Origin of the sequence: Sphingobacterium haloxyli (genome assembly GCF_002980525.1) — a bacterium.
Lineage (GTDB): Bacteria > Bacteroidota > Bacteroidia > Sphingobacteriales > Sphingobacteriaceae > Sphingobacterium > Sphingobacterium haloxyli.
This window is the reverse complement of sequence record NZ_PVBQ01000006.1, coordinates 229,390-256,059: the sequence shown is the minus strand read 5'-3', so window position 1 is coordinate 256,059 and position 26,670 is coordinate 229,390. Positions and strand designations below refer to the sequence as shown.

Sequence of the window (26,670 nt, the reverse complement as noted above, 5' to 3'; positions counted from 1 at the left end):
ATGAGTTTATTAGTCGACAAACAAACATTAGACGATCTGAGTATCTTTGCTCAACGTGGCAAAGCCTCCGTATTTCAGCTTTTTAATAATACAGCCACCGTCGGCGGTTCCGAATTGCTTGAAGAGTGGTTTACCTATCCCCTTTCCGACGCCGCAGCCATCGAAAAGCGAACGGAAACAATAGGGTATTTTATCGACCACCCGACCACATTCCCGTTTGCATCCATCTGGTTTGACCAGGCACTGTTCTATTTGGATATGACCGATGAACGTAGCAGACTGCACGGTGGAAACAAGAGCTTCAAGGAACGTATACAATCGCTTCTGGGAGCAGACACCGAGTATAGAAAAATCGTATCAGGCATCAGCAGCTGCACGCAGATAATCCATCGTTGGAAAACACTGCTAGCAGACGCATCGACGGGCGCCGGCAGCCGCTATACCGAGCAACTAGCCCAGTTTGCAACAACCCTACGACAGACAGCCCTCGACGCCCTTCCATTAATAGATGAAAAGCAGCGGATAAAACGGGCGGACGTGATCCGGTACGACAATATTTTACGTTTCGAAGAAAAAGACGTCTTCCGCCGTCTACTTCGGGACATCTACATGTTCGACGTATACCTTACCGCAGCTCAGGCGGCACGTGAACATGGTTTTTCCATGCCGTCGGTATATCAGGGCGAAATGGAGGAAGTAAGTTTCGACCATGTTTTTCATCCCCTTATTGAAGGTGCAAAAAGCAATAGCATCCACATGGATAAGACGCATAACATCACGTTTCTTACCGGTGCCAACATGGCTGGTAAATCTACCTTCATGAAGTCTTTGGGTATTGCACTGTTCTTGGCGCATATGGGCTTTCCTGTTCCGGCCAGACAGCTTGTATTTTCGCCCCGAAACGGCCTTTATACTTCTATCAATCTGCCCGATAATATTCAAATGGGGTATAGCCATTTTTATGCCGAGGTGCTACGTGTCAAGAAGGTCGCCCAACAGCTTGCCGAGGGTAAAAAACTATTTATCATCTTCGACGAAATGTTCCGCGGCACCAATGTCAAAGACGCCTATGAGGGAACAGTAGAGATCGCATCCCGCCTGTACCAGCACCCCAGATGCCAGTTTGTTCTTTCCACGCACATTCTGGAAGCCGGCGAGCAACTCCGGCAGAGCCACCCCCATATCCAATACGTGTTTCTGCCCACCGTTATGAAAGACGGCGTACCGACGTATACCTATGCACTGCAGAAGGGTATCACGGAAGACAGGCACGGCATGGTCATCATCGAAAACGAAGGCATCATCGATTTGCTAACCCTCCAAAACCCGACACAGATATGAGCTTTATTACAGATACACAGACCCTGAAAGATCTGCATATTCTAGGAAAATACAGCCGAAACTCGGTCTTTTCGCTCTTCAATCAGACCAGCACATACGGTGGAGAACACTTGTTGGAGAGCATGTTTAAAACGCCCCTTACTGATCGATCAGCCATACAGCACCGAAGCGCGCTCATCGCATTCTTCCGGCAACAGGAAGCCCTATTCCGCATCGACCCGGCCGGCCTGGAGCTTGCACAAAACTTCGTGTCCGGCGTCACTAACCGATCTTACGCCAAAAGTATATACACTATTGCACGGTTTGCCTTCCTGCGAAAAATGGGACTGCGTAAAGAAAGTCAGCACTTCGAGGACAGCGTCCGTGCCGTGTTGCGGCTGGCGACGGATCTGCGTCAATATCTAGTCGATCTGCACGCTTCCGACACGCAAGGCTTGATGGAGGGTACGCCTCTGGGACAGGCTTGGCTACGCCAGACAACCGAACTGCCCCAGCTGCAAGAAGAGGTCGAGTGGCACGAGCAGGGCCTCCCGGTGGGGCTAGCGGTGAAATGCGACTACTACTTGCGCGGTAAATGGGCTGACCACCTGCAGAACGCGTTGGAGATCGTTTACTATATCGATTGCTATCAATCCATTGCGCAGGTGGCCAACGACCGCGGATTTGTAGCCGCTGTATCCCACCCCGCGGAAGAACAGGTCTTACATCTACGCAACGTATACCACCCTACCATTCCACATGCGATCGGAAACGACCTGCAGTATGACAAGGGCAAAAACCTTATATTTTTGACGGGCGCGAATATGGCGGGCAAATCCACCTACATGAAGAGTCTGGGTATTGCAGTCTATCTGGCCCATTTGGGATTTCCCGTTGCTGCTGAAGAGATGCATTTCTCGATAAAAGACGGACTCTACTCGTCCATCAATGTGGAGGACAACCTCAACCTCGGTCATAGCCATTATTACGCTGAAGTACTCCGCGTAAAAGAGATCGCCAAAGCCGTACACCAAGGCAAACGTCTTGTGGTCATTTTTGATGAACTCTTCAAAGGCACCAATGTCAAAGACGCTTTCGAAGCAACACTAGCCGTGACCCGTGCGTTCCAGCAACATTTTTCCTGCCAGTACCTCATTTCCACCCATATCGTCGAAGTTGGCGAGCAGCTAGGCAGGGAAACGCCAGAAACACAGTTCCTGTACCTGCCAACGGTCATGGACGGCCCCACACCAACCTATACCTACAAAGCAGAAAAGGGAATCAGCAGCGACAAACACGGTATGGTACTTATTCATAAAGAGCATGTGCTCGAACTATTAGAAAAAAGCAAAACAACAATTTAGACATGCGACATACAACTTTATTTTATGCACTACTCGCCCTTTCGGTAAGCACCAGCCAATTGGCCCGGGCCACCGAGAACCCGCAGGCGAACCAGGAACAGGCGCAGCCTGTCAACGAACAGATTCCGCTCCATCCCGGGGTCAAGGTCGGCAAGTTGGCCAACGGGTTCCAGTACTTTATACTGCGCAATACCGAACCGAAAGACCGGGTTCTCTTTTATCTGGCCAATAAAGTTGGCTCCATCCTGGAAACGGACAAACAACAAGGATTAGCCCATTTTCTGGAACACATGAATTTCAACGGCACGACGCATTTCCCTAAGAACGCGCTGGTCGATTACCTCCAAAAAGCCGGCATCCGCTTTGGGGCAGATCTGAACGCCTATACCGGTTTCGAAGAAACCGTTTACCAGCTTCCCCTGCCTACGTCCGATCCTGAGCTACTGGAACAAGGGTTGCTTATCATGCGCGACTGGGCGGCCGGCGCCCTGTTAGAGGACGAGGAGATCGATCAGGAGCGCGGTGTTATTCTCGAAGAGAAAAGGCAACGAGGCGGCCTGTCCCACCGCCTACAGGAAAAGACTTTTCCGATGCTTACCAATCAATCCCGTTATGCATACCGCATGCCTATCGGTACCGAAGAGGTATTGAAAAATTTTAAATACAAAGAGATACGTCAGTTTCATAAAGATTGGTACCGTCCGGAACTTCAGGCCCTCATCGTCGTGGGCGATATCAACGTGGCCGAAATGGAAGAGAAAATCGTCGCTCAGTTTTCGGGGTTAAAAAATCCGAAGAGAGCGCCGAAGCTAGTGAATTATCCGATTCCGCTGACCGGCAAAAACCAGTTTCTTGCGTTCACAGACGATGAAGTAACCCAAACATCATTACAGATCCTCTATAAGCAAGAAGCCGTAAAGACCGAACATGTAAGCGATTATAAGCGATCTCTGGCAAAAGATATCTTCATCCAGCTCGCCAACACCAGACTAAGCGAAAAGACACGTGATGCCCAAACGCCCTACCTGGCAGCCTCGCTCAGCAACGGAAAAATCGTCAGTAACCTAGAGAGCAGCGGCATCCAGATTATGCCAAAGCCAGACAGTTTACAGGCTAGTATCCACAGCGTATATAGCGTCTTAAAGCAGATCAGAACACAAGGTTTTACGGCCTCCGAAATTTCCCGCGTCAAGACAGACTATCGTACAAGCCTGGACAGAAGCCTAAAAGAATATGATAAGACGAGTTCGAAAGCGCACATGGACCAGATCCTGGCGTACTATCTGAAAGATGAACCAGCGCCTTCGTTCGAGTACCTCCATCCAGTTCTGACACAGGCCATCCAGGAAATTACGCCGCGCGAAATTCTTGCCTGTGCTGATGAATTTGAGCAGGACATCAACCGCGATATGATCCTTGTCCACACCAAAGACATGGAAAACGCCCCCACGGAGCAGCAGATCGACACCTGGATCGCGCATGCGCGCCAGCAAGATGTAACAACCTATGAGGAGGAACAGGTCGCCGACCAACTTCTGGGCCCGTTGCCTGCGCCTGGAGATATCGTAGAAGAGCATCAGGACAGCGCTATCGGTACGCAAACCCTTCTGCTTAGCAACGGGGCAAAAGTTGTCCTGAAACCGACCACGTTCAAAAATGACGAAATACAGATCACGTCCTTTAGTCCTGGCGGGTATTCGCAGTACGACCTACAGGATTACCAGTCGGCTGTCAACGCCACAAACATCGTCGTCAACAGCGGGCTCGGTCCGTTCAGCTCCTTACAGTTGTCAAGATACCTGAACGGCAAAAACGCATCCGCATCCCCATTTATCAACGAGATTGGGGAAGGGATCAAGGCGTATTCTACAAAAGAAGATCTAGGCACCGCGTTCGAGCTGATCTACGGCTACTTTACGGCCACACGTTTGGATAGCGCGTTCAATGAAGCCAACCTGGAGAAATCCAAGATTGCGCTAAAGAACCGCCATCTGCAACCTACTACCGTATTTACCGACAGCATCGCAGCGGTACTCTACGATAATGATCCTCGAAAAACGGCACCCACAGCAGCTAAGATCGATCAGATCAACCTCAACCGCTCCCTGGAAATTTTCCGTGAACGGTTTGCCGATGCCTCCGATTTTACATTCGTTATCGTCGGGAATTTTGACCGCGCACTTATCGATCCTTTTATCAAACAGTATCTGGCTACGCTGCCGAATCTAGCGCGCAAAGAAAAATTCCGTGACAACGGCGTATACCCGCCTGCAAAAGGCATCCAGCTCGATATTCGCCAGGGGAACGAAGACAAGTCGACCGTAGCTATGGCCTATCTAAGTGCATACGAAGACTACAGCGAATACAACAACCTGTTGATGGACGCACTATCCAGCACCCTTACAATAAAACTGACCGAACGACTTCGGGAAAAAGAAGGCGGTATCTATTCGATCAGTGTCTCACCATCCTTAGCCAAAAACCCTAGAAAACGTTTCGGTATGAATATCTCTTTCGTCACCGACCCAAAACTAGTTAATAAACTGGTTGATGCGGCGTTAGAAGAGATCGAGGCCATACGGATGAACGGTCCCAGCCAAGAGGATATCGACAAATACATCGCCGAAAAACTGCTCAGCAGCGATCAACAGCTGAAATACAATAACTTCTGGCTGTCCTATCTCCTGAGCAGCAGCATCGACAACCTCGATCCGGCCCGCATCTACAAGGAGAAAGAACTGATCAGAACGATTACCCCTGAAAAGGTACAGGCACTGGCACAGAAGTACCTAGAGCCGTCACAGCTCTTCAAGTTTGTCCTTTATCCAGCCGAATAAATCGAAATTAAGACTGTGTTTAGTTTAGTTTAGGAGGGTCTGCTAGTTTGCAGGCTCTCTTTTTTTTAGACACAGCTGACCTAACGACGCCGATCGCACCAACAGGCGTTATATCTTTCCGCTTCTCCTACTTTTCTTCAATGCTTCGATTAGATCTTCTTCAAAATACAAATCGCCACCGCTCAAACGCATTGGATCGAGTATTTCTTTTTTCAGATTACGGTTGTAGGTAGGTTCGGTCATATTCATCTTCTCCAGTACCTGTTCCTTTGTCCAGATGTGTCGTTCCTGCAGCGGCAAGCGCTGTTGCCGCTTGATATCGACAAGTTCGCGAAACAATTTGACAAGTTCACTCAGGAGGTTCTTGATTGCAGTTAGCAGTTCGATTACATGATTCAGTCCACTTTGCATAATTGGAAATATTAAAGAACAACAGCCGAACAGCCCTCCTCAAGGTCAACACATGACCAGCCCACTCCAGTTGAATAGGTTTATAAAATATGGGATATTAAAACGTTAACGCAAAGGAATGAAGCTATCCCAACCTTCATACTTCATTCCATCATTATCAGCCAAAAAATTCTCTACCGCGTCTTTCATCACCGGCCCAATTTTACACATCTTATCCAAATCTTCCGCAGGTATCTTTTGCACCATACGGCTATATATTGTCCTGGTCAATTCGACATGCGATCTTGGTTTCTCTATGGGATAAGCCACCAGCAGCATATTGATGCAGTAGTACTTCGATATCTTGATCATCCAACGGTCAAGCCCCCGCGCTTTCAATTCTTTCAGAATGTCGTCTGCCCGCAGCTTATCACCGTCGTTTAAGTATACATAATATTCTTTAGAATGTGTTTTTATCAACGCTATATCGAAAAAGCGAACCGAAAGACCGTCCGTATAGTCGAATACGGGCCCTAAGCCCTGCTGCTTCATTAAATGCTGAAACAGTGTATACAATCCCACCCGTTCATCTATATCTGGCGGCAGCACCTCTTTGATCTCTACCACCTTCTGCGGAAAGCTGTTTTCCAACGCATATTCGGGACGAAAAAGTAGCAAGCCGGTATAACCGCCAACCACTAGCACAAAAACAGGTAGGTAATCACGCATATAGGCAAATACGACTGCCTGCGTATTCGGTACAATGGATGCCACGCACCAGATAAACGCCATATGCACGATCACAACAGGAACAATTGCCCATAGGATATATCCCAGCTGATGTCTGTACGATAACGGAATGGTTTCCGTTTCCAGCCCGATGTTATGCTGCTTACGCAATAATCTGCCGTACTGCCTACCTATCCAGATCGCGTACGCCCAAAAACCAGCTATGGTGATGAGCAGCAACGGAATTAAGTTGTGGCTTTTTAAACGTGCAAGAATATCAGCGTCCCATACCTTCAGGTTGAACAGCAGCGCAATAACGAATGCATAGAGCAAAAAAACAGGCTTCTTCAAAATTTCTACGTTGGTTTACGAGTTATAATTCGAACCTAAGATAATAAATTTCCCTAAACAACGATGCCCTATGGGTAAATTTTTGTCAAAAAGACCGTTATCCATCGGCTTGCTATTTAAGATTAACCTTGATAAAAGCCTATTTCAGTCCTATTTGCTCCGATAATTCTTGTGATCAGTGCTGAAAACAACTTATTTGCCTGCTTCATCAAAACAAATTCTTATGAAATACACATTTGACAACTCCGGCGTTAGTCAGAAACAAGCGTCGGTCGTAGGACTTCCAGATGCCGAATTAGGCGCGGAGGTAACCTTCATCCGTACCGATTTTAAGGGGTGGATGCGCGAATCTTTTGACCTGCTGCCTCACCAGGATCAACAACTGGACATCATGCCTGCCGATTTCACCTTCCGGCTGGCCAACGCCATTGCCGACCATTTTGAGAAGCGCACCATGGTACAGTTTAACAAAGAGACCCGTGCAAATGAAAACAGTGATGACCTTAAAGAACTCATCTTATTTGGATTAGACGAGATTACCTTTACCCTTACCTCAACACCGAGCGTACTCGTTCCGGAACTGGCAATCTTTATCCGTTACAAACAAAACCTTTAATATCATCAGTATCAGCCTTTCCTTGGGAGCAAGCCGAACAGCGCTCCCAGGGGATATTAAAATCCTTTACCTTTCATTATCAATAAAATAACCTTATGAAAAAGAGCATGCATCTGGGCTTGCATGAATACTTTGAAGAAGTAGACTCACGAGCCGATTTAACCGAAATCAACCATAGTATACACATGCGAAATGCCGAAGAAACCTACTGGAAGAATCAACAAGAAGAAGCTGTGTTACAAGAATTTGATGGACATCAGGGGTACCTTTACTTTATCGATATACTCTTGGAAGATGAGCGGCACATTCCATTTGAAATAGATCATGCCGATCTGCATATCCTGTATGTGCTTTCGGATAGCGGTCCCATCAAGCTTTACAATCAAGATACCCACTTATTATCCAAAGTAGCCAACCATCGCGCCCAATACCTGTACTTACCTCCCGAAGATTACCATATTGCACTACCTCCTGGCAAGTCGACCATTTTTGGCTTCTACTTCCGCGCCTCGATTTTCCGTGACGGCAACGATACCAAGTATACGTTTCTGCACCCTCTACTAGATGCTTACCGCAGCCAGTCGCCTTTGCCGAAATGCAGCATCGATTTCCGCGTAGGCCCAATCACCCAGCTCTATATCGAGACCCTGTGCCGGAATCTAGTGGCCAAGCAATTGCACAACGAAAGTTTTATCTTGGAAAGATTGATCCGATTGATCGAACTTTCCAAGCAAAAGATACATGAAGAATATGATCACAAAGACATGCATAAACATCTGATTTACAAATTTATAAACCTCATAAAAGCACATGTAGATATGTATGGTCAGAATTTTAGCCTACCGGAAGTTGCAGAAAAAATGGGGTTTTCCGAATCGCACATGAGCCACATCCTCAAACGGCAGACCGGTATCCCGGCCAAGCAATATAAAGATCGCTTTGTGCTCGAACGCTGCCGTAGAGAACTACTCGCCTACGGGCAGGTGGGCGATGCTGCCGAACGATGTGGGTTCTCCAGTGTGGCTGCCTTTAGCAAGTTCTTTAAAAAGCATACAGGTGAAACGCCGGGTGCATTCCGAAACAGATAAAACAGCCCGAACCCAACTGTAAAAGCAGGCCTATTTAGTGCTGCGGTATATTCCGGTTCTTGATATGGTCTTTCCGGCGGTTATATAGAAAGAGAAAAAGATAGTGGAGATAGTCAAGTGGATCGATCAGGATCTTTACTACTGCATCGCGTTTGCTATCGTTACCATAGCCCGGTAGCAAATAATCAAACAACCGCAAGGAAACGACGACGCCTATATCGGTACGTAGCCAGCGCCATACTTTTTTTCGGTCTTGCCCCCTGCTGTAATCTTCTGGAGACTGTGGTGTATAGGGATTAGCGGCCAGGTTCTTGAGTATCTGCACGGGTATCTTAAAATGTGCCGTCGTATGGAAAGCTTCGCAGCGCCTGCAATAATACACGCGCCTCTCCTTTCGTTGGTCGTTATCTGGAAAAATACGATTAACCGCTACGATCTGTTGTGCACGCCCCAAGAGCAGGGGGCGCTTACCGCATGGCAACTGCTGGATCTCCTCCTCACTCAGTTCGGCTTTGCACACCATGCGCTTGGCTACTACCTCGCGTGCAGCATGCAACCTTCTGTATCCGGCAAGCAATCGAAGAACGACGGTATGTTCGCGTACGGCAAGAACCAACCCGAGTTGTGGCTCTCTCGGAAACATCATCCATACCCAATCTTTCTGCTTAATCGACATACTGTACCATGATCTTGATATCAACAATTGTTATAGCTGCACTAAGTTAACAAATTTATAGATAGATACATCAGCTGTCAAAAATGGACAACACCTTATCGCAAACATAGACAAACGTTGCCTCTGAAGTTGCCCTACTTTTGTATCAGACACTGGTTGATAATAGCCAGCGCTTGATATACAAGAAATGGAAACACGGAGCAGACATATCACCCCTATTTTACATAACGGCCCCACCGTTTGGCGGTGGCGTAAGTACGCGCCTTTCCCCCGCGGGGTGTGCTGATCAATGCCCCAGGCACTTGCAGGTGTCTATTCTTAGCGGTACGGGCATGCCCTCTAACAAATTATACAACCAAATTTTAAAATTTTAAGTTATTTGCTATGAAAGCATTAAAAATAAAATATCTAAAAGGTGCATTTACGGTATTTGCACTATGTTTAATCGGAACAGTATCTGCTGCTCCTAATGGAAATGGAGATGAGAAGGAGGAGAAGAAAAATACAACTTCCGATGAAATTAAAAAGACACAATCTTCAGAATGGTTTGTCTATAACGGTCCCAACCAAACCAGATTGGAAGTTGAAAAACCGGAAAACTATTCCCTTCACGACGACGAGGACAATCCTGAACCAACTTGTAGCACTGGAAACGAACTTTGTGCAGTAAACGCGACTGACAATGGTGGACAGCCATCTTTGCCAAGTACATTCGTTGATGACATAATGGCTGCAATTCAGGCCGGTGGCCAACCAAGTAATAGCAATATTAAGCTTAGGAATTAGTGAGCTAGTAGGCATTATTGTTAAGTTTGATGCCCTCATAAGTTTATATGCTTATGAGGGCATTAATTATAGACTCTTTTTTATCGATTATTCTGTGGAATTCCACCGTACGCTATTGCTTCTATCGGTATCAAAACCGCATAATTTAAACTACCTGGTTCGAGTATGTATATATTTTCCGCCAGTTGCCTACGGATACTTATCTCCTCTCCAAGAAGATTTAACCTTCGAATATCTTCCCATCTCCTATTGCGAAAAACCAATTCCTTCCTTCTTTCATCCATTACAAAATCGAGCAACTCGTTCTCTAATTTGCTTTCGAGTTCCATATCAAAACTATCGTATCGATGGCTAAGGAATAAGGTAAGTTTTTCCAACCCATCACTAACTTGTCCTGTACGAATAGCGGATTCTATGTAAATAAGGTACACCTCGGACGTTGAAAGCCCGGTAAAATGCGTATACAGATCCTGCGCATAACTCCCCCTAAAAGTAAAAGTTTCATTCTCTTCCTGAAAAAATAGTTCTTTCCGTTGGTCATTGCTACCATAAGAGGCATACAACGCATCATCCACGATACAATTGGTTGGTATAAGTAGCGTACTATAACTTGCGGTATGATGAATTACTTCCTTATTAAAAAGAGGAAATGGTGTTACCTCGGTTCCATTTAGTGCATTATAGTCCAGCAGATCAGCTTTATTTTGCAATACTTTTCCTGCATAAGTAAATGCATTTTCATAATCGCCTATCGCTAGATAAATCCTGGCAAGTAGACTTTGCGACGCGAGCTTTGTTGGTCGGGTAGGAAATTGAGACAAAGAAGGCAGTCTGTCCGTTGCTTCCAAAAGATCGGAGATTATCTTGTCGTAACATTCTTTCACAGGAGATCTATTGAAAGAAACATTTATATCTGCTGTCGTTCTTAAAGGTATCCCTAAATGGCTACCATCGACATCTATCGAGTAAGGTAAACTATATAATGTGAGGAGTTCAAAAAACGCCTGACTCCTATAAAACAAAGCTGTTCCAATTATTTCATCTGTTTCGACTCGACTCCATAGCTTCTCCATATCATCCATTGCTTCTAAAACAACGTTTGTATAATATACACGATGGTATAATACAGACCAAGACACATCGTCTTCTGCCGCAACATCCCAGATATACCTATTCCGATAAGCTAAATTAGAGATGGCATTCCAATTTTCAAATCTCATATAATAATTATCAGACATATCTTCCCCTTGCATGGTCATAGAATTTAGCACGTTTTCATTGCCCAACAATGCCCATATGTCATCTTTTGTAGTTATAGTCGCTAATTTTTGATCAGGCTTAACATCTAGATAGCGTTCGCATCCTAGGAAGAGAAAGCATATCGAGATTAGAATTATATTTTTTTTCATCATTTCTATTAGATTGACAGATTTATACCGAAGGAAAATGTTTTGGGCAGACCGATCTCATTTTGCGGTGTATCGGGATCTATCCCTTCCTTGTTTGCTCTCCACAGAAAGCCGAGATTGGTCAAATATGCGAATAGTTCCAAACTACCAGATCGAGGTCTTAATTTACTGATGGTGTAACCCAACCGTATATCCTTTAGCCTAACATGATCTCCCTTCACTACGTTAATTTCAGCCCCTTGATAAAAGTTATCTCTATAGGAATCGTTAGGATAAAGAAACGAATATACCGATGTGTGCTGTTCATCCCCGGGTTTTTGCCATCGTCTTTTATAATCACCATGAATTGGATTCCAGGTACCTATCTGTCCGTAATGTAAGGTTGGTTTCCTAAAAAAGAACTTAAAACGGAAACCCAAATTAATAGACGCATTGAAACCTTTGTAAGCAAAATCATTTCGAAGAGATCCGAACCACAAAGGTCTTGCTGATCCATGTAAATTTAAATCTTCATGTTCAAGTTGCTGAAGGATATTCCTCCAGTCGTCGCTAAGCTCACCATTTAAATACCCCAACGGATTACCGTTTTCGGGATCGAGACCTCCCCATTTATAACTAAAGACAGCATATGCCAATTCTCCTTCTATGCGGTTGATTTGCTGTATATAACTCATGACAGGTTCTACTTCCTGCATATATTTAGCAATAATGACTTTATTGTAGCTTAGCAGTAGCTGCGTATTCCACCGAAATTCCGTTATGAGGTTTCGGCTTCTTAACGAGAGGTCCATCCCTTTGCCATCAGTGTGTGCACTATTAATGTAGACGTTGGTTACACCAGTTGTGGGATCGATAGGTGACGACCCAATTAAGTCTAGAGATTTCTTTGTATAAATGTCCAACGATCCTGCCAGTCGATTTTTTAGTAAGGAAAGATCCAACCCAAAATTGAACGTTTGTACACGCTCCCAACGCAACTCGGGATTCGGGGGGTTGGCAATCATTGCGAAAGGCTGTCTTGTATTTGTTGTCAGATTACTTGCATAAGAAATTGTACTCAACGCTGCAACCGTCTTGTTCACATTCCCGCTGTACCCATAGGAAACCCGGAGTTTCAACTGTGATAATAGCAGTGAATTCCAGAACTTCTCATTATGGACATTCCATGCTCCTCCAACGGACCACAAAGGCGTCCATTTTCCATTTGTTTTGGCGCCGAAAATATTGGAGGCATCTCGCCTTCCGCTGAAATAAGCCACATATTTTTGATCATACGAATACGACAAATTCGTATAAAAAGACAGATATCGGTCACGGGAAGCATTCTGAAAGAAGGAATTATTACCAATTATTGACCTCCCCCCCAGATTGTCATAGGTTTGGTATCTATTAATTTGATCTATCGGACTGAACAAAAGTTTATCCTCATCATAACCATAAAAACGGCTGCCGTCTCCAGTATTGGTAACCTCCCTGATCTCTCCTCCTACCATGCCAGAAAGAGAATGCTTTGCACCAAGCAATCGATCGTAATTTAGCTGTCCCCGTGAGGAAAGAGTATGTTGTTCATTATTCGTCAAGTCGAGAATGGCGCCAAATGGGTATTGGTATTTTAAAGTCTCACCGGAAGCATCGGTATATAAATTAATTGTATTCCTTGTATAATAGGTCTGTTCATTATAAAGTCTCCTACCTTTGTTCCCTGAATATCCGAATTGCCCCTTTATATCCAAGCTCAATCCTTTCACGAGCTTAACATTTAAACCTAAGTCGGCCAATACCTCATTTGCCTTAGATGTCCTATCATTGTTTTCCAACTCGTCAATAGGACGATATTTCCAATCCAGGAGTCCAATATCTGGTAGATTGTCGAGATAACGCATACTATATCCGTAGTTTATGGGCAATGGACGATTTTCGTTATCGGCGAACTGCGCATATGGATAGATAGGGTTTCCGGCACCATACCCATCTTGGAATGTGGAAGTGCTAACGCGGTTATACATCAATTTAGTATTTAACAGGAATCGATCGCTCACCTTGATGTCATTTGCAATGTTCAAAGTCTGCCGCTCATAATTATTACCCTTTAAAGGTGGGACATTCTTATCATAACCGAGTGACACATAATAACTGGACCTATCTGTACCGCCGCTTAAGTTTAAAGCATAGCGCTGGTTTACAGGAGTAGTGTAAAAGTGTTCTAGATATTCCTTTCTTAGATCGATATTCTTTAATTGCGCTATTCGATCATCAAATTCATCATTATCCAAGCTACCTTCCTGCTGTAATCTCAACAATTCCACCACGGGTGAAAGCGCAGGCCTTCTGTTATTGTTGATCTGATTATTAAAATATCCCTGGTCGTATAAAAACATCTCCATATCAATAAAATCCGCACTCCCTGCCTGATTTAAACGTAGAAGATCGGGTCTCTCCGCTAAGGTAAGGTTAGAGGAAAACCCCCATCGCTGTCTATCGCCTGCTTTTCCGCGCTTCGTTGTAATAACAATAACACCATTACCTGCCTGGGCGCCCCAGATGGAGGTAGCAGCGGCATCCTTCAAAATAGTAACTGTTTCAATGTCAACTGGATTTATATTAGCAATGTCTCCTTCATATGGAAAATTGTCTAATACGATCAACGGTGTATTTACGCCATTAATACTGCTAATACCACGGACATCCACAATTCCATCGGTATGTGTGGGATTATTTATATTATACGTTCTTTTATCGAATGAAAGTGAGGTCGTCATATCCTCCAACCTATTGATAATGTTTGAATTCACGGAGCGGTTTATCTCCTGTTGATCAAGCGTTTCAAATGAACCTGTCATACGTTCGCGGGATAGTTTTTGATATCCCGTATTTATGACCACTTCTTCAATCGCATTCTCGTCGAAAGCTAGCAAGACCGACAATCGATCCAGCTTACGCATCCACAAGTACTCCTTCGTTCTATAACCGACATGACTTACTTTTATAGCTAGTGGCACAGCAAATGATGCGATATCTATATGCCCTTCACTTACCTCTACAGGCTCCTCATTGATAAATATATTAAAATTACGCAGAGGTCGATTGGTTGTGCTATCAACCACATCTACTTTTATATGTTCCGGTTTTTGTGCATATGCGCTATGTACAGCGACAATAACAACAACAATAAGTATCTTAAAGAATCTCATAATTAGCCCTTGTTAACAGTTAAAATAGTTAGTATTTCTGTCGTAGAATCGAAAGGGATGCCTTGATCACGCAGAAGGTCCAAAAGCTCTGGCGCTGATAAACCGGATAGATCACGATATGGCACGAATACTTGCCTCGCCAGGCTCTCTTCATATATAAACGGCACCGCATCCGGTTTGCTATTATAGGCATCGAGCACGTAGAAAACAGCCATATTGTTGGCGGATTCCTGTTGATGGGCACGCAGGTCTAAGTTCTTTCCAATCTCAAAAACCAAAACAGATCTTTCCGTCACGTTGGCTGACAACCCTGTAAACAGTTGTAAATCCTGTATTAACATTTGCTTTATAACAGCATCATCTAGGTCAATAGGGACGCATATTTCGTACGAAATGGCGTGTTTCTGCAACCACTCTAATTTATCGCCCATATCGTGATGAAAAGCAAATTCTTCGATCTCTAAATTGGCCTGTTGAAGACTTATCCTATTCAGTGGAAATGTAACGGGTATATCCAGTGCGAATCTGTATAGCTCAAGTAAAGAATGGTTATAGAAATAGATACGCTTCACGGCCTCGGCACTGTCAATCTCGGTACCTTGAACAGGCAACGCGTCATTGCGGTATCCAGACATAAACCTATATCCGATTGCCCGCTCCCTATCTATACGTTTAAGCAATGACTCCTTCTCGCTAAAATCGTTTTTGAAATATTTAAAATACGCTTGTTTGTTTTGAATAGCAGCTTCGAGCCCGTCTTGTTTCATAGATTCCAACCCTCCGATATGAAAGACCTTGCCATCCCTAACCATTACTACGTGCGGTACCGATCGATGTGGAAAGTAGGCTGACAATACATCGTCTTCAACTACGAGTGGTAGTTTTGTGTTTTTGACTATCTCATTCTTTGCTGAGAATTTCAATATATCTTCTCTGCTCTGATAGGTCACTGGGAGTATTGCAATCTCGTTTCCAAGCTCTTCCATCAACTGACCAGCATGATCCATTGCGGTTAAACAACTGCCACACCAGATATTCCAAAAGTCTAAAATCAGTACTTTATCCTTATATAATTCAAGCGATGAGTATTGCACGTTTTCGTCCTTAATCGACAAAACCGAAAGCCACGCTTTCCACAGTTCCTCCGGTATCGTATCCCCGATCTGCAACGGCTTGATTGCTGTTTGCCCTTCGGCAGTCCGCGATTCCGCGGACTGCGCCCAGGCGTCTGATAGATTAAACAACATGAAACAAAACCATACCAACACAAAAGGTATGGTTCTGTTCTTTATTGTTTCGGCTATATATAATACTATACGGGAAGTGAGCAGTAGCTTTCTCCCTCCTACTTGCTGTTTATTGGTATTACCGACGGGAATGAAATCCTCTTTCGGTGTTGCTGTTATAAAAGGTATATAACTGGTATAATAATCTGATGGCATAAATTCTTGATTTGTTAGTCGTTTTTTACTTCTACACGCTGATCTAGCGTGCGTGCTCGGGCGACTGCGCCGCAGAAACCTATCTGAGAAAAGCACATACTTTCCCCTTTCGCATAATTCTTTCATTTTTTCTTTTGTTTAAGGTGTAGCGAGCATGCAGGAAAAACCTGCACGCGCCAGCCACACGGATTTACAACTAAATCGAAAAAATGCGGATTACACGGTGTTCTACGATGGTTTTACAGTGCGCTTTGCATCGCCGCATTCTAGGGAAAAGAACCGACCAAAGAATATTATCGACAAACAATGTCCTTCTTTACGGGAAATTTATTTGGAAGGCAACAGAAAAGTCTTTAATTTTAAAGTGCAAACTAGAAACAAAGACCGATCATTGACCATTTCAAACGTTTGTTCTTATATCAAAGGTCGGTTGGCAGACGCGAAGTCTGGGGTAGCATTCCTATAAAAAGAGTACGCTTCCTGAGCACAGCGAAGCCCCTCTTTCATGAAGGTGGATTACACCTCTTTTCGCGATCTGTTTGTCTGGAACTTTATTCAGGCGAACGAATTATGTTCTGGTAAAGTTGTTTACGGGAAAACCGAAGACATCGATCCTTGATCGTGTCGATGTGGTTTTGTTTGGTTGTATCGTTTCTCGTTTTCATAATTATTTAAAGTTTACGATAACGAGTCCCGAAAGATAGAAAGTCTAATTAAAGAGAAGGCTCCCTATCTTCCACTGTCAACGGCGCACGGCGAAGAGCGCTTGACACAGCTTCCGATAGGGAGCCACCCCTCCTTTCGTACAAATGTACAAAAGTTTGGGGAAAAGCTATCCCTACGGTTCCGTGTCAATTGAAAATTTCGCCGTTTTCGTTGACGGAACTCTAACGTGAATAGGGGTGATAAAACCCCGTAAATCACACAACAAATATAGTGCATATTATTTTAAAATGCAAATCTATAACTAATTAGTGTAAAACAAAAAATACAGACTTGGATAAGAAAGAAGTTAAAAAGCGATCTAGTAGGATAAAATCACCTGAATATAGACAAGCCATTGGTGCAAAGCTTCGTGAGGCCAGACAAGAGAAAGGTTATTCTCTTAGTGACATTAAAGATATGACGACGATACCTCCCAAAACGACCCTCGAGATGGAGAAAGGTATAACCATCAATATTGATTATTACGTGGAGTACGCCAAAGCCGTCGAGTATGATTTCGATAATTTATCCGGTGTGGGAATAGAACTCATCCCCTCGCACCAGTTACCGAAGAAGAAACAAGAGAGAGTTTTCTTAACAAAAAAGATTCGTGAATATATCATCCTTCCTGATTTCCTAGGTGATGGTAAAACGACGGACCAGATACGGAAGCACATGATAAGTTTGAATTTGATTGACGAATCTTTAAAATCTACAGAAATTACAGGGGTGATGAAAAACTTCGTAATAGACGAGACTGTCAAGGTTTTAACTAAAATAGCTGGAAAGAACATCTATGCACTTCGAAAATAGATCTGACACATGTTTCACCTAAAAACTTTGATAAAAAAATATTCTCGAAGATTAGGTTGAATACTCAGCGACAGTATGAGGTGGCTTTAAAGAAGTTGAAAGAGAGAGATAATTGAATTATTACCAATTGATAAATAGAATTATGAAGTTAAATTAAAATGGACTTGATGTTTCGAAAAAAAGAAATTGCTTTTTTAAAAAGAATAGAGAATGAGAGTGTTGATGATATTGACCTATGGAACCTACCTAATTTGTTTGTTCCAATTGGCGTTATTTTACTTTCCGTTTTAAGTTTCATACTATTTAAACCTAATAGTGATATAACGTTTATCGCTCTTTTGAATTTATTTGTTAACGGAAGTCTACCAATGTTTGCTTTGAATAGAGTTGCTCCAATAAGTTTAAATCTATTCAAATACAATAAAGAACAAGAACTAAAAAAAAATACGAATACTTATAATATCCGCGTAAAAATAGGTATCGGATCAATAATTCTAATCTCACTTATAATATTGTACTACGTCTATCAAGTAATTAATAATCCATTCGGAAATACATATCTTATATTGTTTACACAATTCCCTGTGACGACTTTCATAATTTGGTATTCGCTACTCTTATCAAAATATTCATTCTTACTTCAAGATCATTTAGTAAATAGAACTATCGCTGACGATATAATTGAAGAAACAAATCAGAATAAAAAACACTTATCTGAGAAATATGGAGAAGAATAACCAAAACTCTACAGAGAGTATCGTAATCAACGCAAAGAAGGTTATCCAAAATAACCAAGAATTTTATTTAGGTATTTTTACAATTAAACAAATACTTTCGTTCACAAAGTATACTGAAAGACTTATTGTAAACTATGATGAAGAAAATAAGCCAATCTATAACGATCAGATTCAAAGAAAAGTTGACAACTCGCGGGTGGAAAAGATTGTAAATTTCCTGCTAGACGACCCCGATGCAATATTCCCAACAAACTTAGTAATTGCAATTCCTAATTCAGTTATAGAATTATTTGAAGAAGATGAAAATTTAAATGCTCATATCACTTTAAGCTCAAAGGTATCGTCCGAGTTAAAAAAAGAAAAAGGTGATGTTTATCTAACTATCATAGATGGACAACATAGAATAAATGGTATAGAAGCAGCCTTTGCACGACTCAAAAATGAAATTAGCGACCTAAGCAAAATCGTGCATTCTTCAAACAACAATGATTTGCTAAAAAAACTTGAATCAAAAACAAAACTTCTTAAAAATCTTCAAAATATTCAACTACCTGTCACATTTTTCATAGATCCTACTTTAGAATTTCAAGCAATGATTTTTTCGACAATAAACAGAACGCAAAAATCTGTGCCCCAGAGTCTTGTTTACAGTCTATTCGGGTTGACAAGTGAAGATTCTCCTCAAAAAACCGCATTACAGACAGTTCTTACATTAAATAGCTTCGATAAATCCCCGTTTTATAATCGTATTAAGCTTTATGGAGGAAAGTACTACAGGAATCAAAGCCCTCCATTAACTCAGGCTGGCATGGTCAAATCTATAATAGATTTAATTAGTGCGAATTTAACTGAATCAGAACGAGATAGGTTCAGACCTAGACAAGAGCTTAGAAAAGGTTGCAATGACGATCTTCCATTTCGAAAGTATTACGCAAATAACAAAGACAACTATATCTTAGATATTTTATTTTCATTCTTTAAGGCGGTCGAAGAAATGTTTGTGATTGATGAAATAAAAATTTGGGATCTACCAAAGCATAATACTACACCCGAAAACATTTTACATACAACCGTCGGCTATCAAGCACTAATTTCAATTCTAGTAGACATTTTAAAAGAAGTTAAGAATGATGACGAACGAGACAAAATATCTACATATAAAAAGTATCTAATAAAAGCTAAAAATTTGAGTTTTGCAGATGCTAGACGCTACCCATATACGGGACGCAGTAAACGAGTTTTATATTTTGATATTTCACTAAAAATTTGGCCTGCGACTGATCAAAATGACGAACGATTATCAAAGCTGACGGATTTGCTAAGAGAGAACTAAGTAAAGAATGTAATTTAATAATATCATTCAATCGACAATGAATTTCTTATTAGAAAGCTTAAAACATTAATCATTGAGACCATCTAAATTAAAAATCCCACAAGGGGTAAATATCCGAGATTACCAAAACACTGCCTATGAAAATTGGCTTTCAGACGATTGTTCTGGAATTTTTGCTATGGCTACTGGTACAGGAAAAACTATGACTTCTCTGTATTGTGCCTACAGTGAATATTTAAGAACACTCGATAGTGAGGGAAGCAATTATCATATCATTATCCTTGTGCCCACACAGCCGTTATTGGAACAATGGGCAAAAGAAACAAAGCTTTGGGGTTTTGATGCCCACTATCTAATTAGTTCAGAATATAGCTGGAAACAGGGGATTCAGGAATTACTAAATGACTTTACCTTCGGTCTAGACAGCGATTTTGTTATCATATCAACCTACCGTTCTTTGACTAATCCTGATTTTATCCGCATTTTAAACAATTTGCCCAAAGACACGATATTGATTGCCGATGAAGCCCATACACTCGGGCAAAAACAAATAAAATCAAACTTGAATAAAATCACTGGCTTAAAAAAAAGAATTGGATTGTCCGCTACCCCCAAACGTCAATACGATGAAGAAGGCAGCGAAGCAATGGAAGCATTCTTTCAGGATAAATCCCCCTATTGCTTTAGTCTTTTTATGGACAAAGCTATAAAACTTGGCTTTTTATGCAAGTATGAATATTACCCGGTTGTCGTGGAACTCAACACTGAGGAAATGAAAGAATACATTCAACTTTCCAAAAAACTTGCTCAGCACATAGCTAGAAATGGGGAAAATGATAATGGAAACTCACAGGCAGAACTTTTGCTTTTAAGGAGAAAGCGCATCATAAACAAAGCAGTCAATAAGCTTGGAGCACTATCAGGGATTATAAATAAAGTAAAGAAAAGAGAGCCCTTGCAGTATTGTTTTACTTATGCACCTGCTGGTGACTATCAGAATGAATACGAACAAGATAACGTGCGTATGATCCGACAGATGCAAAAAATATTTCATGAAGAATCTCCTGAAACCAAAACTCATGCTTATTTGGGAGAAACTGAAAATAGAGAACAAGTCCTTGAAAATTATTCAAAAGGAGAAATAGATGTATTGTTGGCAATAAACTGCCTAGATGAGGGTATTGATATTCCCAGGACTTCAATAGGCATTTTTACCGCTAGCACCGGAAACCCAAGGCAATTTATTCAAAGGCGTGGTCGGTTGTTAAGAAACCACAAAGACAAATCAAGAGCACTGATATATGATATGGTTGTTATCCCCATGGTACTATCACATGAAGACAAATCTTTTTTTAAAATTGAAAGGAACTTGGTTAAAACTGAGCTAACACGTGTGGGCTATTTTGCTAAGCTATCTGAAAATTTTTATGATGCTAAGGAAGCTCTAGCGCCAATATGTAACTATTACGAACTTGATTTAGACACTATTATAACAGAATTAGAAGAATGACAGCAGATGAAATTTTCAAAGTAATGTTAGAGAACCCTGTACTTTTGGAAAAATACGGGTTAACTAAAGAGGAATTGGAAAACATGAGTTTGTCCAAACCTTCTCAGCATGATATTATAGAGGTTATCAAGATGATTGTAATCGGCATTGAAAATCAACAGCCGGAATCGAGTATAAATTCTCAAATTAAAACCCATTTCAATATATAACATGCCAAGTATTATAAATTCTATATCTATGTCTAATTTCTTCAATTACTATGGAGAATATGAGGACAACATTTACGAGTTCAATTCTGGCCTCAATGTTATTGTTGCTGACAATGGGGCTGGAAAGACAAAATTATTTAGTGCTTTTTGCTGGGTACTCAAAGATGAGGTTATAAATTCTGACGCTACTGGGGACAAGAACATATCCGTTGACAATTACAAGGCATACATGATTTCCGATAAGGCTAAAAATGAAACCTTGACAAATAATGAAGTGAAATGTGGAGTACGAATCAATTTTTCAGAAGACCACTATGAATACGAAATAGAAAAATATTTTTGGGCAAAACGTATCAATGATAGTAGCCCAACAAATCCCGAAAATTGGTTTTGCCATTCAATAGAAACAAAGATCTCTAAAAAAGATTTAATATTACTGTGTAACCCTCCCTATTTTCGGACTGGCATCCAGGCGAGTTTTCAAATATAAAAATAGTTGTTGTTATTAGGTCAATCTTTTTAAAGTTGACCTAATGACAACATGCCGCCGGCAGGGCGCGGTATTCCATTGGCGTCTTGCCCCCCAGTGCCTCATGGGGCCTGTTGTAATTATAGTCCTGCATCCATTCCTCTGCAAGAATCTGTACCTGCATGGTATCTTCGAACAGATAGGCGTCCAATATATTTTCCCTGAATGTGCGGTTGAACCGCTCGATATAGCCGTTCTGCATAGGCCTACCCGGTTGGATAAATTGTATTTCTATTTCTTGGCCGGCACACCAATCCCGGAATTCCCTGCTGATAAACTCCGGCCCATTATCAGTACGAAAACGTGAAGGTTTGCCCTGCTCTTTGATGATCCGTTCCAATAATTCGGTCACTTTGCTTGCCGGCATACTATGTGCAACTTCTACGGCAATAGCCTGTCTGTTATAATCATCGATAATGTTCAGTGTCCTAAACTTCCGCTTATTGGTCAACACATCACTCATAAAATCCAATGACCATGTTTTAAGGGGCGAATCCGGTATCAGCAGGGGCTCTTTTATTCGGGCAGGGACACGCTTACGCACTTTTCTGCGACGGTTCATACCCAACAACAGGTACACCCGGCGCACACGCTTATAATTCCATTTCAGGCCTTCCCGCCGGATGCGTGAATAATAAAGATCCTGACCCTCGGTGGGGTATTGCACGGCAAGTTCCCGAAGCTTTTCAATCGTTTCTCCGTCGTCTCTTTTCTTGATATAATAATACATGGACTTAGGCAGACAGATCACTTTGCAAGCCCTGCTGATACTCACGTGATGCCTCGAGATCACATAAGCAGCCATGTCCTTGCGTTGGCAGGGCTTCAGAACTTTTTTGAGAGTACGTCCTTCAGGATTTTGTGATCAAGGGCCAGGTCCGCGTACATCTGCTTCAGCCGACGGTTCTCCTCTTCCAACTCTTTCATGCGCCGTAGCTCTTGGCTATCCATGCCGGAGTACTTCTTTTTCCAGTTGTAAAAAGTAGCCTGGTGAACACCCAGTTCTCGACAGATATCCGCTGTGGATTTACCTGACTCGTGTTGTTTGATCGCCGAAACGATCTGGCTTTCGCTGATTCTTGTCTTTTTCATCGTTCTGTGGTTAAAGTTACGAATTTTCGCTTTTCAACCAGTCCGATTTTTAGGGAGGGTTACAAGGTAACTATACCTAAATGGGACAAGTATAATTTAGGGACTAAATATACCAATATAAAAAAACCTCTTGAAATTACTCAAGAGGTTTTTGCATTTATGGATCAATGCCTCGTCAATAATATCATTAAGCGCGTCAACATAGGTTTTCAGCTCCTGAACTTCCACTCCAAATTGACGTTCAATCATGATATCAACAATACCAGTACCATCGAACAAAGCCATCGGAATGCCCAGCGTGCTCGTTATGGGCCTCCTTTTTGGCGTCGACAGTAAAAGTAGATGTTGTAAAAAACAAAGCCTGCTGATAACGCGTAACATATTTATTATTGCCAATTATGCTGCATTCCTTATTGCCAAAAGTTGTGTATTCTGATTTACCGATTACAAAAGGTCTATTTTCCCGCTTGAAAACTTCTTTAATAGCGTCGTTGATGGTTGGTTTTGGCATTACTAAAAATAGTAAATAATTTTCAACTGCAAAATAACGAGCCAGATATTATAATCAGAATAATAACACCTAGTAAGCGAACAGTCCCCTCTCGATCTCATTGATCAGGAAATCGCTACCGGTAATATTATTTTTAGCATTACAGTGTCAATGGCTGAATTACCGTTCGACGGGGCGGTAATTCAGCCATTTTGCTTATTGCAAATCTAACACCTTCTATTCTCAAAACTAATCATCCTCATTATTATCCCAAAATGCATTTTCGATTTCAAAATACAAATCCCCTCTACTTATATCCATTATATTTTTCTCTTTGAGCCACAGAGATAACCAAGCAAAGGGGTCCAATATATCATGTATAACTTCACTCTCGTGTAAACCACATAAGAACTTTATCTCTTCTAGCTTTTCAGCATTATTTTTATCGCTTTCCAACTCATTCGAAATAATTGCAATCTTCGCAAAGAAATATGGCAATGACCATTCAGAAATATGTTTCTTGTCAAGCGTTCGAACGAGACTATGTGCCCAATCGGTTAACATCAATGAATGCTCTGAAAGAGCAACAACTCCAATTATTCTCCATAGTTTGCTCTCTAAATAAAAATTAATTTTATCTGTAACTGCAATTTCATATTGAATGTCATCTAATCCCATTAATAGGATGTCCTTGGTCAAGAAAGAATAGTCTAAATCCGGATTCGAAATCCTTATCCTTCCTATTTCTGACAATGAATTACCAATGTACTGTTGCTGTCCATATTTAGTAAATCCCTCCAGTGCCTCTCGATAATATTCCAGTGATTTGTCAAATAGTCCAGCATCTGCGTAGCAATTCCCAATATGATGGGAATTACAGAACATATTTGTATAGTCTTTTATCTCCCGTTGTATATTATATCCTTTCACGTAATATTCTAAAGCTGTTTTGCTATCATTTAAATATCTCTCATAGGTCCGTCCTATTTCTGATAGCATATTTCCAATATTACCTTTGGGTGCTCGATCGTCTGGGTTTATTTTCAAATTAATTTCACATATTGAGATTGCCTCCTGAAATTTTTCAATTGCAGTCCTAGCATTTGTTTCTCTTAAAATTTCACCTTCAATAAACCGAACTGTAGAAAATCTCTCTCCACTTAACGCTTCACATCTTTGCATTTCTAAAAGTACACTTCTAGTTTCCTCTTTATTTCCAATTCTCCAGTTTAATATCGCAACTTGATTTAAGTCATCAATAGCTAAGTCAAATTCTTCGAGTTCTAAATGAGCCTTTGCCCCCTGTTTGTTTATTTCTATCCCGTATGAAATCTTACCTCTAGTAAATAGATATTTGTAAAGTCCGGCAGATAGTCCTGTTATGATCCTCAAATATTTTTCTCTATCACTACGTTTTCTGCACTCATCACAATACGAAGCATGAACAGCTTTCTTGAAAGCAAACAGATAATTGGGAAGTTCTATTTCATAATGAACAATACCATATTCTACTTCATCAGAAAGCATATATGTACTATACAAAGTGATTGCTTCAAAGACTAGATTTTGGAACGCCTCCAATTGTATAGCATGTAGTAATTCTTTTGAATTGTTCCATGTTTTCTTTCTAACAAAAAAACGAATCGGATTAAGAATTATCGATCGCTCAAGTCCTAAATAATCTTCATCAAAATCAACCAAATTGTATTGTGAAAGAAATGCAATCGACATTTTTATTTCCGTCTTGGATTTAAAAATAGAGTCTTTACGAATCAAAATTTCTAAAAAGGGTATTTTGCATCCAGCAGGAAACAATGAAAGGTACATTAACAACCACCTCTGTTTCTCATCTAAAGTTTTATATACTAAATCAAAACAAACTTCCAACGAAGTTGATTTCTTATGTTCTTTGTGATTTGGGTCTTGAATAAACGATACTCCAGCTTCATTGATAGATTTCCATACATCTTCCGGTGATCTTATCATATAAATCAATCCCGCAACAAGAATTAAGGTTAAAGGATGACCATCTGAAAATGAAATTATTTCCGAGATATTTTTATCATCAATTTTTATGCTTGAGTTTTTTTTTGATAAAAGAGTAAAACTATCTTTTTCATTTAATCCGTCTGATAGCTTAAGGACTCCGAGATTTACGTCAAATCCTAGAGAATTGAATTGTGTTGTAAAAATAATTTTAGCATTATCTGCATAATCATTTAATTGCTTCAAAAGCTGTGTCACTTTATCTTGAAAATTACTCCACAAGGTTTCTATTCCATCAAAAACTAAAATTGCGTCCTCACTATTGATAACGTCTAACAATTGATCAAAATCACTTACTTGAAATCGATTAAATAATTCAACAATAAAATCCTGAAATCCTGAGAAGGTTTCAATATTAAACCAGTTAACTTTTAGTTTTTCTCTTTCAATAAACTTGAGGAGTAATTGAGTTTTTCCCATTCCTCCAACACCTTCAATACAAATTAAACGATTTTGGGAATAGAGTTCAGATAACTTCGTCAATTCAAATTCTCTACCACTGAAGTCTTCTATTAATTTAGGTAATCTATGATTTGAAACGTCGATATTAAAAGACGTGTTTTCAACTTTTAATTTCTCGATTAATCGCTCTTTTAATTTGATAATTTCTTCTTTAGAAATTATTCCATCATCATACTTGGTATGACAATCAGTACAGAGTCTAATCAAATTGTGAGGATGATGGGAAAAAGAATCGGACCAAGAATTAATATGAGCATTATCTAACCGATGTCCGCTTCCACATCTTGCGCATTTTCCATTACTTTCAACCTTTAAATACTCTCGAATAGATAGGGGGATATCAGGTCTTTTCTCTCCTTTTTTTATCAAAGGGGTATGCAAAAAAGTATTCCACTCCTGAAGATCATTGATATCGAAGAAATTATTGCTTATGTCCGAATTTACTTTTAGCGTTCTTCCATTATAGCCTGATTTCACAAATGAGAATAGAAGCTCTTTCGAGATACCCAGATAAACAGCTGCCTCATTCTCGTTTATTAACATCT

Annotated in this window: 24 protein-coding genes and 1 pseudogene; 15 read left to right on the top strand and 10 right to left on the bottom strand. The window is 41.2% G+C overall.

All coding sequences use genetic code 11. The features are described 5' to 3' along the window. Entirely contained in the window at nt 1–1,341 is a 1,341-nt protein-coding gene (locus tag C5745_RS10050; protein ID WP_105716929.1) for a MutS-related protein, read from the top strand. After that, nucleotides 1,338–1,535, top strand: a pseudogene (locus tag C5745_RS20810) (MutS-related protein); the annotation flags it as partial. The gene C5745_RS10050 and the pseudogene C5745_RS20810, both read left to right, overlap by 4 nt. A 9-nt stretch (nt 1,536–1,544) precedes the next feature. On the opposite strand, the gene C5745_RS20620 reads toward C5745_RS20810, so the two are convergent. Further along, complete coding sequence (locus C5745_RS20620; RefSeq protein ID WP_243403305.1) at nt 1,545–1,739, bottom strand: hypothetical protein; 195 nt, start codon at nt 1,737–1,739, stop codon at nt 1,545–1,547. A gap of 39 nt (nt 1,740–1,778) precedes the next feature. Between C5745_RS20620 and C5745_RS10045 the strand changes: the two genes are divergently transcribed. Then, nucleotides 1,779–2,684 (top strand): MutS-related protein, encoded by a 906-nt coding sequence (locus C5745_RS10045; RefSeq protein ID WP_243403304.1) that lies wholly within the window; start codon nt 1,779–1,781, stop codon nt 2,682–2,684. A gap of 2 nt (nt 2,685–2,686) precedes the next feature. Next, nucleotides 2,687–5,521: a M16 family metallopeptidase gene (locus C5745_RS10040; protein ID WP_105716860.1), complete on the top strand. Its 2,835-nt coding sequence runs from the start codon at nt 2,687–2,689 to the stop codon at nt 5,519–5,521. 108 nt (nt 5,522–5,629) lie between these two features. On the opposite strand, the gene C5745_RS10035 is transcribed toward C5745_RS10040, so the two are convergent. Continuing rightward, on the bottom strand, nt 5,630–5,932 hold the full coding sequence (locus tag C5745_RS10035) for a hypothetical protein (RefSeq protein WP_105716859.1): 303 nt from the start codon (nt 5,930–5,932) through the stop codon (nt 5,630–5,632). Nucleotides 5,933–6,037: 105 nt separating this feature from the next. Then, a complete protein-coding gene (locus C5745_RS10030) occupies nt 6,038–6,991 on the bottom strand; it encodes a hypothetical protein (protein ID WP_105716858.1) in 954 nt (317 codons plus the stop codon). Between the two features lie 223 nt (nt 6,992–7,214). On the opposite strand from C5745_RS10030, the gene C5745_RS10025 reads away from it, so the two are divergent. Then, nucleotides 7,215–7,607 carry a hypothetical protein gene (locus C5745_RS10025; protein ID WP_105716857.1) on the top strand — a complete coding sequence of 131 codons (393 nt, stop codon included), beginning with the start codon at nt 7,215–7,217 and terminating at the stop codon, nt 7,605–7,607. A gap of 95 nt (nt 7,608–7,702) precedes the next feature. Beyond that, entirely contained in the window at nt 7,703–8,695 is a 993-nt protein-coding gene (locus C5745_RS10020; RefSeq protein WP_105716856.1) for an AraC family transcriptional regulator, read from the top strand. Nucleotides 8,696–8,729: 34 nt separating this feature from the next. Here C5745_RS10020 and C5745_RS10015 read toward each other — a convergent pair whose 3' ends face one another. Further along, nucleotides 8,730–9,341, bottom strand: coding sequence for a hypothetical protein (locus tag C5745_RS10015; protein WP_207795769.1), 612 nt, complete (start codon nt 9,339–9,341; stop codon nt 8,730–8,732). 414 nt (nt 9,342–9,755) lie between these two features. On the opposite strand from C5745_RS10015, the gene C5745_RS10010 reads away from it, so the two are divergent. Next, a complete protein-coding gene (locus C5745_RS10010) occupies nt 9,756–10,157 on the top strand; it encodes a hypothetical protein (RefSeq protein ID WP_105716854.1) in 402 nt (133 codons plus the stop codon). Between the two features lie 80 nt (nt 10,158–10,237). Here C5745_RS10010 and C5745_RS10005 read toward each other — a convergent pair whose 3' ends face one another. The 3 genes from C5745_RS10005 to C5745_RS09995 are packed head-to-tail and all read right to left on the bottom strand — an operon-like array spanning nt 10,238 to nt 16,325. Next, nucleotides 10,238–11,569 carry a RagB/SusD family nutrient uptake outer membrane protein gene (locus C5745_RS10005; protein WP_105716853.1) on the bottom strand — a complete coding sequence of 444 codons (1,332 nt, stop codon included), beginning with the start codon at nt 11,567–11,569 and terminating at the stop codon, nt 10,238–10,240. A 5-nt stretch (nt 11,570–11,574) separates the two neighbouring features. Further along, complete coding sequence (locus C5745_RS10000) at nt 11,575–14,757, bottom strand: SusC/RagA family TonB-linked outer membrane protein (RefSeq protein ID WP_105716852.1); 3,183 nt, start codon at nt 14,755–14,757, stop codon at nt 11,575–11,577. Between the two features lie 2 nt (nt 14,758–14,759). Then, nucleotides 14,760–16,325 carry a TlpA family protein disulfide reductase gene (locus tag C5745_RS09995; protein ID WP_105716851.1) on the bottom strand — a complete coding sequence of 522 codons (1,566 nt, stop codon included), beginning with the start codon at nt 16,323–16,325 and terminating at the stop codon, nt 14,760–14,762. A 28-nt stretch (nt 16,326–16,353) separates the two neighbouring features. Between C5745_RS09995 and C5745_RS09990 the strand changes: the two genes are divergently transcribed. The 7 genes from C5745_RS09990 (at nt 16,354) to C5745_RS09960 (ending at nt 21,996) form a co-directional block, all read left to right on the top strand. Further along, nucleotides 16,354–16,665: a hypothetical protein gene (locus tag C5745_RS09990; protein WP_105716850.1), complete on the top strand. Its 312-nt coding sequence runs from the start codon at nt 16,354–16,356 to the stop codon at nt 16,663–16,665. A gap of 530 nt (nt 16,666–17,195) precedes the next feature. Further along, nucleotides 17,196–17,717, top strand: a complete 522-nt coding sequence (locus C5745_RS09985; RefSeq protein WP_105716849.1) for a helix-turn-helix domain-containing protein — start codon at nt 17,196–17,198, stop codon at nt 17,715–17,717. Nucleotides 17,718–17,884: 167 nt separating this feature from the next. Further along, nucleotides 17,885–18,454, top strand: a complete 570-nt coding sequence (locus C5745_RS09980) for a hypothetical protein (protein ID WP_133166336.1) — start codon at nt 17,885–17,887, stop codon at nt 18,452–18,454. Continuing rightward, the gene (locus tag C5745_RS09975) at nt 18,441–19,787 is read left to right on the top strand and encodes a DGQHR domain-containing protein (RefSeq protein WP_105716847.1); all 1,347 of its coding nucleotides are present in this window, start codon (nt 18,441–18,443) and stop codon (nt 19,785–19,787) included. Before C5745_RS09980 ends, C5745_RS09975 begins: the two co-directional genes overlap by 14 nt. Nucleotides 19,788–19,860: 73 nt before the next feature. Then, a complete protein-coding gene (locus C5745_RS09970) occupies nt 19,861–21,297 on the top strand; it encodes a DEAD/DEAH box helicase family protein (protein ID WP_105716846.1) in 1,437 nt (478 codons plus the stop codon). Beyond that, nucleotides 21,294–21,506, top strand: a complete 213-nt coding sequence (locus C5745_RS09965) for a hypothetical protein (protein ID WP_105716845.1) — start codon at nt 21,294–21,296, stop codon at nt 21,504–21,506. Before C5745_RS09970 ends, C5745_RS09965 begins: the two co-directional genes overlap by 4 nt. Before the next feature lie 28 nt (nt 21,507–21,534). Next, nucleotides 21,535–21,996: an AAA family ATPase gene (locus C5745_RS09960; RefSeq protein ID WP_165793062.1), complete on the top strand. Its 462-nt coding sequence runs from the start codon at nt 21,535–21,537 to the stop codon at nt 21,994–21,996. Nucleotides 21,997–22,036: 40 nt separating this feature from the next. Here the strand turns inward: C5745_RS09960 and C5745_RS09955 are convergent, their stop codons facing one another. Next, nucleotides 22,037–22,840: an IS3 family transposase gene (locus C5745_RS09955; RefSeq protein WP_207795768.1), complete on the bottom strand. Its 804-nt coding sequence runs from the start codon at nt 22,838–22,840 to the stop codon at nt 22,037–22,039. A 20-nt stretch (nt 22,841–22,860) separates the two neighbouring features. Then, nucleotides 22,861–23,127 (bottom strand): transposase, encoded by a 267-nt coding sequence (locus tag C5745_RS20475; protein ID WP_207795767.1) that lies wholly within the window; start codon nt 23,125–23,127, stop codon nt 22,861–22,863. A gap of 159 nt (nt 23,128–23,286) precedes the next feature. On the opposite strand from C5745_RS20475, the gene C5745_RS20470 reads away from it, so the two are divergent. Next, nucleotides 23,287–23,463 (top strand): hypothetical protein, encoded by a 177-nt coding sequence (locus C5745_RS20470; RefSeq protein ID WP_207795766.1) that lies wholly within the window; start codon nt 23,287–23,289, stop codon nt 23,461–23,463. Between the two features lie 403 nt (nt 23,464–23,866). On the opposite strand, the gene C5745_RS09945 is transcribed toward C5745_RS20470, so the two are convergent. Further along, entirely contained in the window at nt 23,867–26,668 is a 2,802-nt protein-coding gene (locus tag C5745_RS09945) for a hypothetical protein (RefSeq protein ID WP_105716842.1), read from the bottom strand. Nucleotides 26,669–26,670 lie beyond the last annotated feature (2 nt).

What these genes read in the sequence shown, in the direction of transcription:
- C5745_RS10050 (WP_105716929.1), top strand. Translation starts at nt 1, where the DNA reads ATGAGTTTATTAGTCGACAAACAAACATTAGACGATCTGAGTATCTTT.
- C5745_RS10045 (WP_243403304.1), top strand. Translation starts at nt 1,779, where the DNA reads ATGGAGGGTACGCCTCTGGGACAGGCTTGGCTACGCCAGACAACCGAA.
- C5745_RS10040 (WP_105716860.1), top strand. Translation starts at nt 2,687, where the DNA reads ATGCGACATACAACTTTATTTTATGCACTACTCGCCCTTTCGGTAAGC.
- C5745_RS10035 (WP_105716859.1), bottom strand. Translation starts at nt 5,932, where the DNA reads ATGCAAAGTGGACTGAATCATGTAATCGAACTGCTAACTGCAATCAAG.
- C5745_RS10025 (WP_105716857.1), top strand. Translation starts at nt 7,215, where the DNA reads ATGAAATACACATTTGACAACTCCGGCGTTAGTCAGAAACAAGCGTCG.
- C5745_RS10020 (WP_105716856.1), top strand. Translation starts at nt 7,703, where the DNA reads ATGAAAAAGAGCATGCATCTGGGCTTGCATGAATACTTTGAAGAAGTA.
- C5745_RS10015 (WP_207795769.1), bottom strand. Translation starts at nt 9,341, where the DNA reads ATGATGTTTCCGAGAGAGCCACAACTCGGGTTGGTTCTTGCCGTACGC.
- C5745_RS10010 (WP_105716854.1), top strand. Translation starts at nt 9,756, where the DNA reads ATGAAAGCATTAAAAATAAAATATCTAAAAGGTGCATTTACGGTATTT.
- C5745_RS10005 (WP_105716853.1), bottom strand. Translation starts at nt 11,569, where the DNA reads ATGATGAAAAAAAATATAATTCTAATCTCGATATGCTTTCTCTTCCTA.
- C5745_RS10000 (WP_105716852.1), bottom strand. Translation starts at nt 14,757, where the DNA reads ATGAGATTCTTTAAGATACTTATTGTTGTTGTTATTGTCGCTGTACAT.
- C5745_RS09995 (WP_105716851.1), bottom strand. Translation starts at nt 16,325, where the DNA reads ATGAAAGAATTATGCGAAAGGGGAAAGTATGTGCTTTTCTCAGATAGG.
- C5745_RS09990 (WP_105716850.1), top strand. Translation starts at nt 16,354, where the DNA reads ATGCAGGAAAAACCTGCACGCGCCAGCCACACGGATTTACAACTAAAT.
- C5745_RS09980 (WP_133166336.1), top strand. Translation starts at nt 17,885, where the DNA reads ATGTTTCGAAAAAAAGAAATTGCTTTTTTAAAAAGAATAGAGAATGAG.
- C5745_RS09975 (WP_105716847.1), top strand. Translation starts at nt 18,441, where the DNA reads ATGGAGAAGAATAACCAAAACTCTACAGAGAGTATCGTAATCAACGCA.
- C5745_RS09965 (WP_105716845.1), top strand. Translation starts at nt 21,294, where the DNA reads ATGACAGCAGATGAAATTTTCAAAGTAATGTTAGAGAACCCTGTACTT.
- C5745_RS09960 (WP_165793062.1), top strand. Translation starts at nt 21,535, where the DNA reads ATGTCTAATTTCTTCAATTACTATGGAGAATATGAGGACAACATTTAC.
- C5745_RS09955 (WP_207795768.1), bottom strand. Translation starts at nt 22,840, where the DNA reads ATGGCTGCTTATGTGATCTCGAGGCATCACGTGAGTATCAGCAGGGCT.
- C5745_RS20475 (WP_207795767.1), bottom strand. Translation starts at nt 23,127, where the DNA reads ATGAAAAAGACAAGAATCAGCGAAAGCCAGATCGTTTCGGCGATCAAA.
- C5745_RS20470 (WP_207795766.1), top strand. Translation starts at nt 23,287, where the DNA reads ATGGATCAATGCCTCGTCAATAATATCATTAAGCGCGTCAACATAGGT.
- C5745_RS09945 (WP_105716842.1), bottom strand. Translation starts at nt 26,668, where the DNA reads ATGTTAATAAACGAGAATGAGGCAGCTGTTTATCTGGGTATCTCGAAA.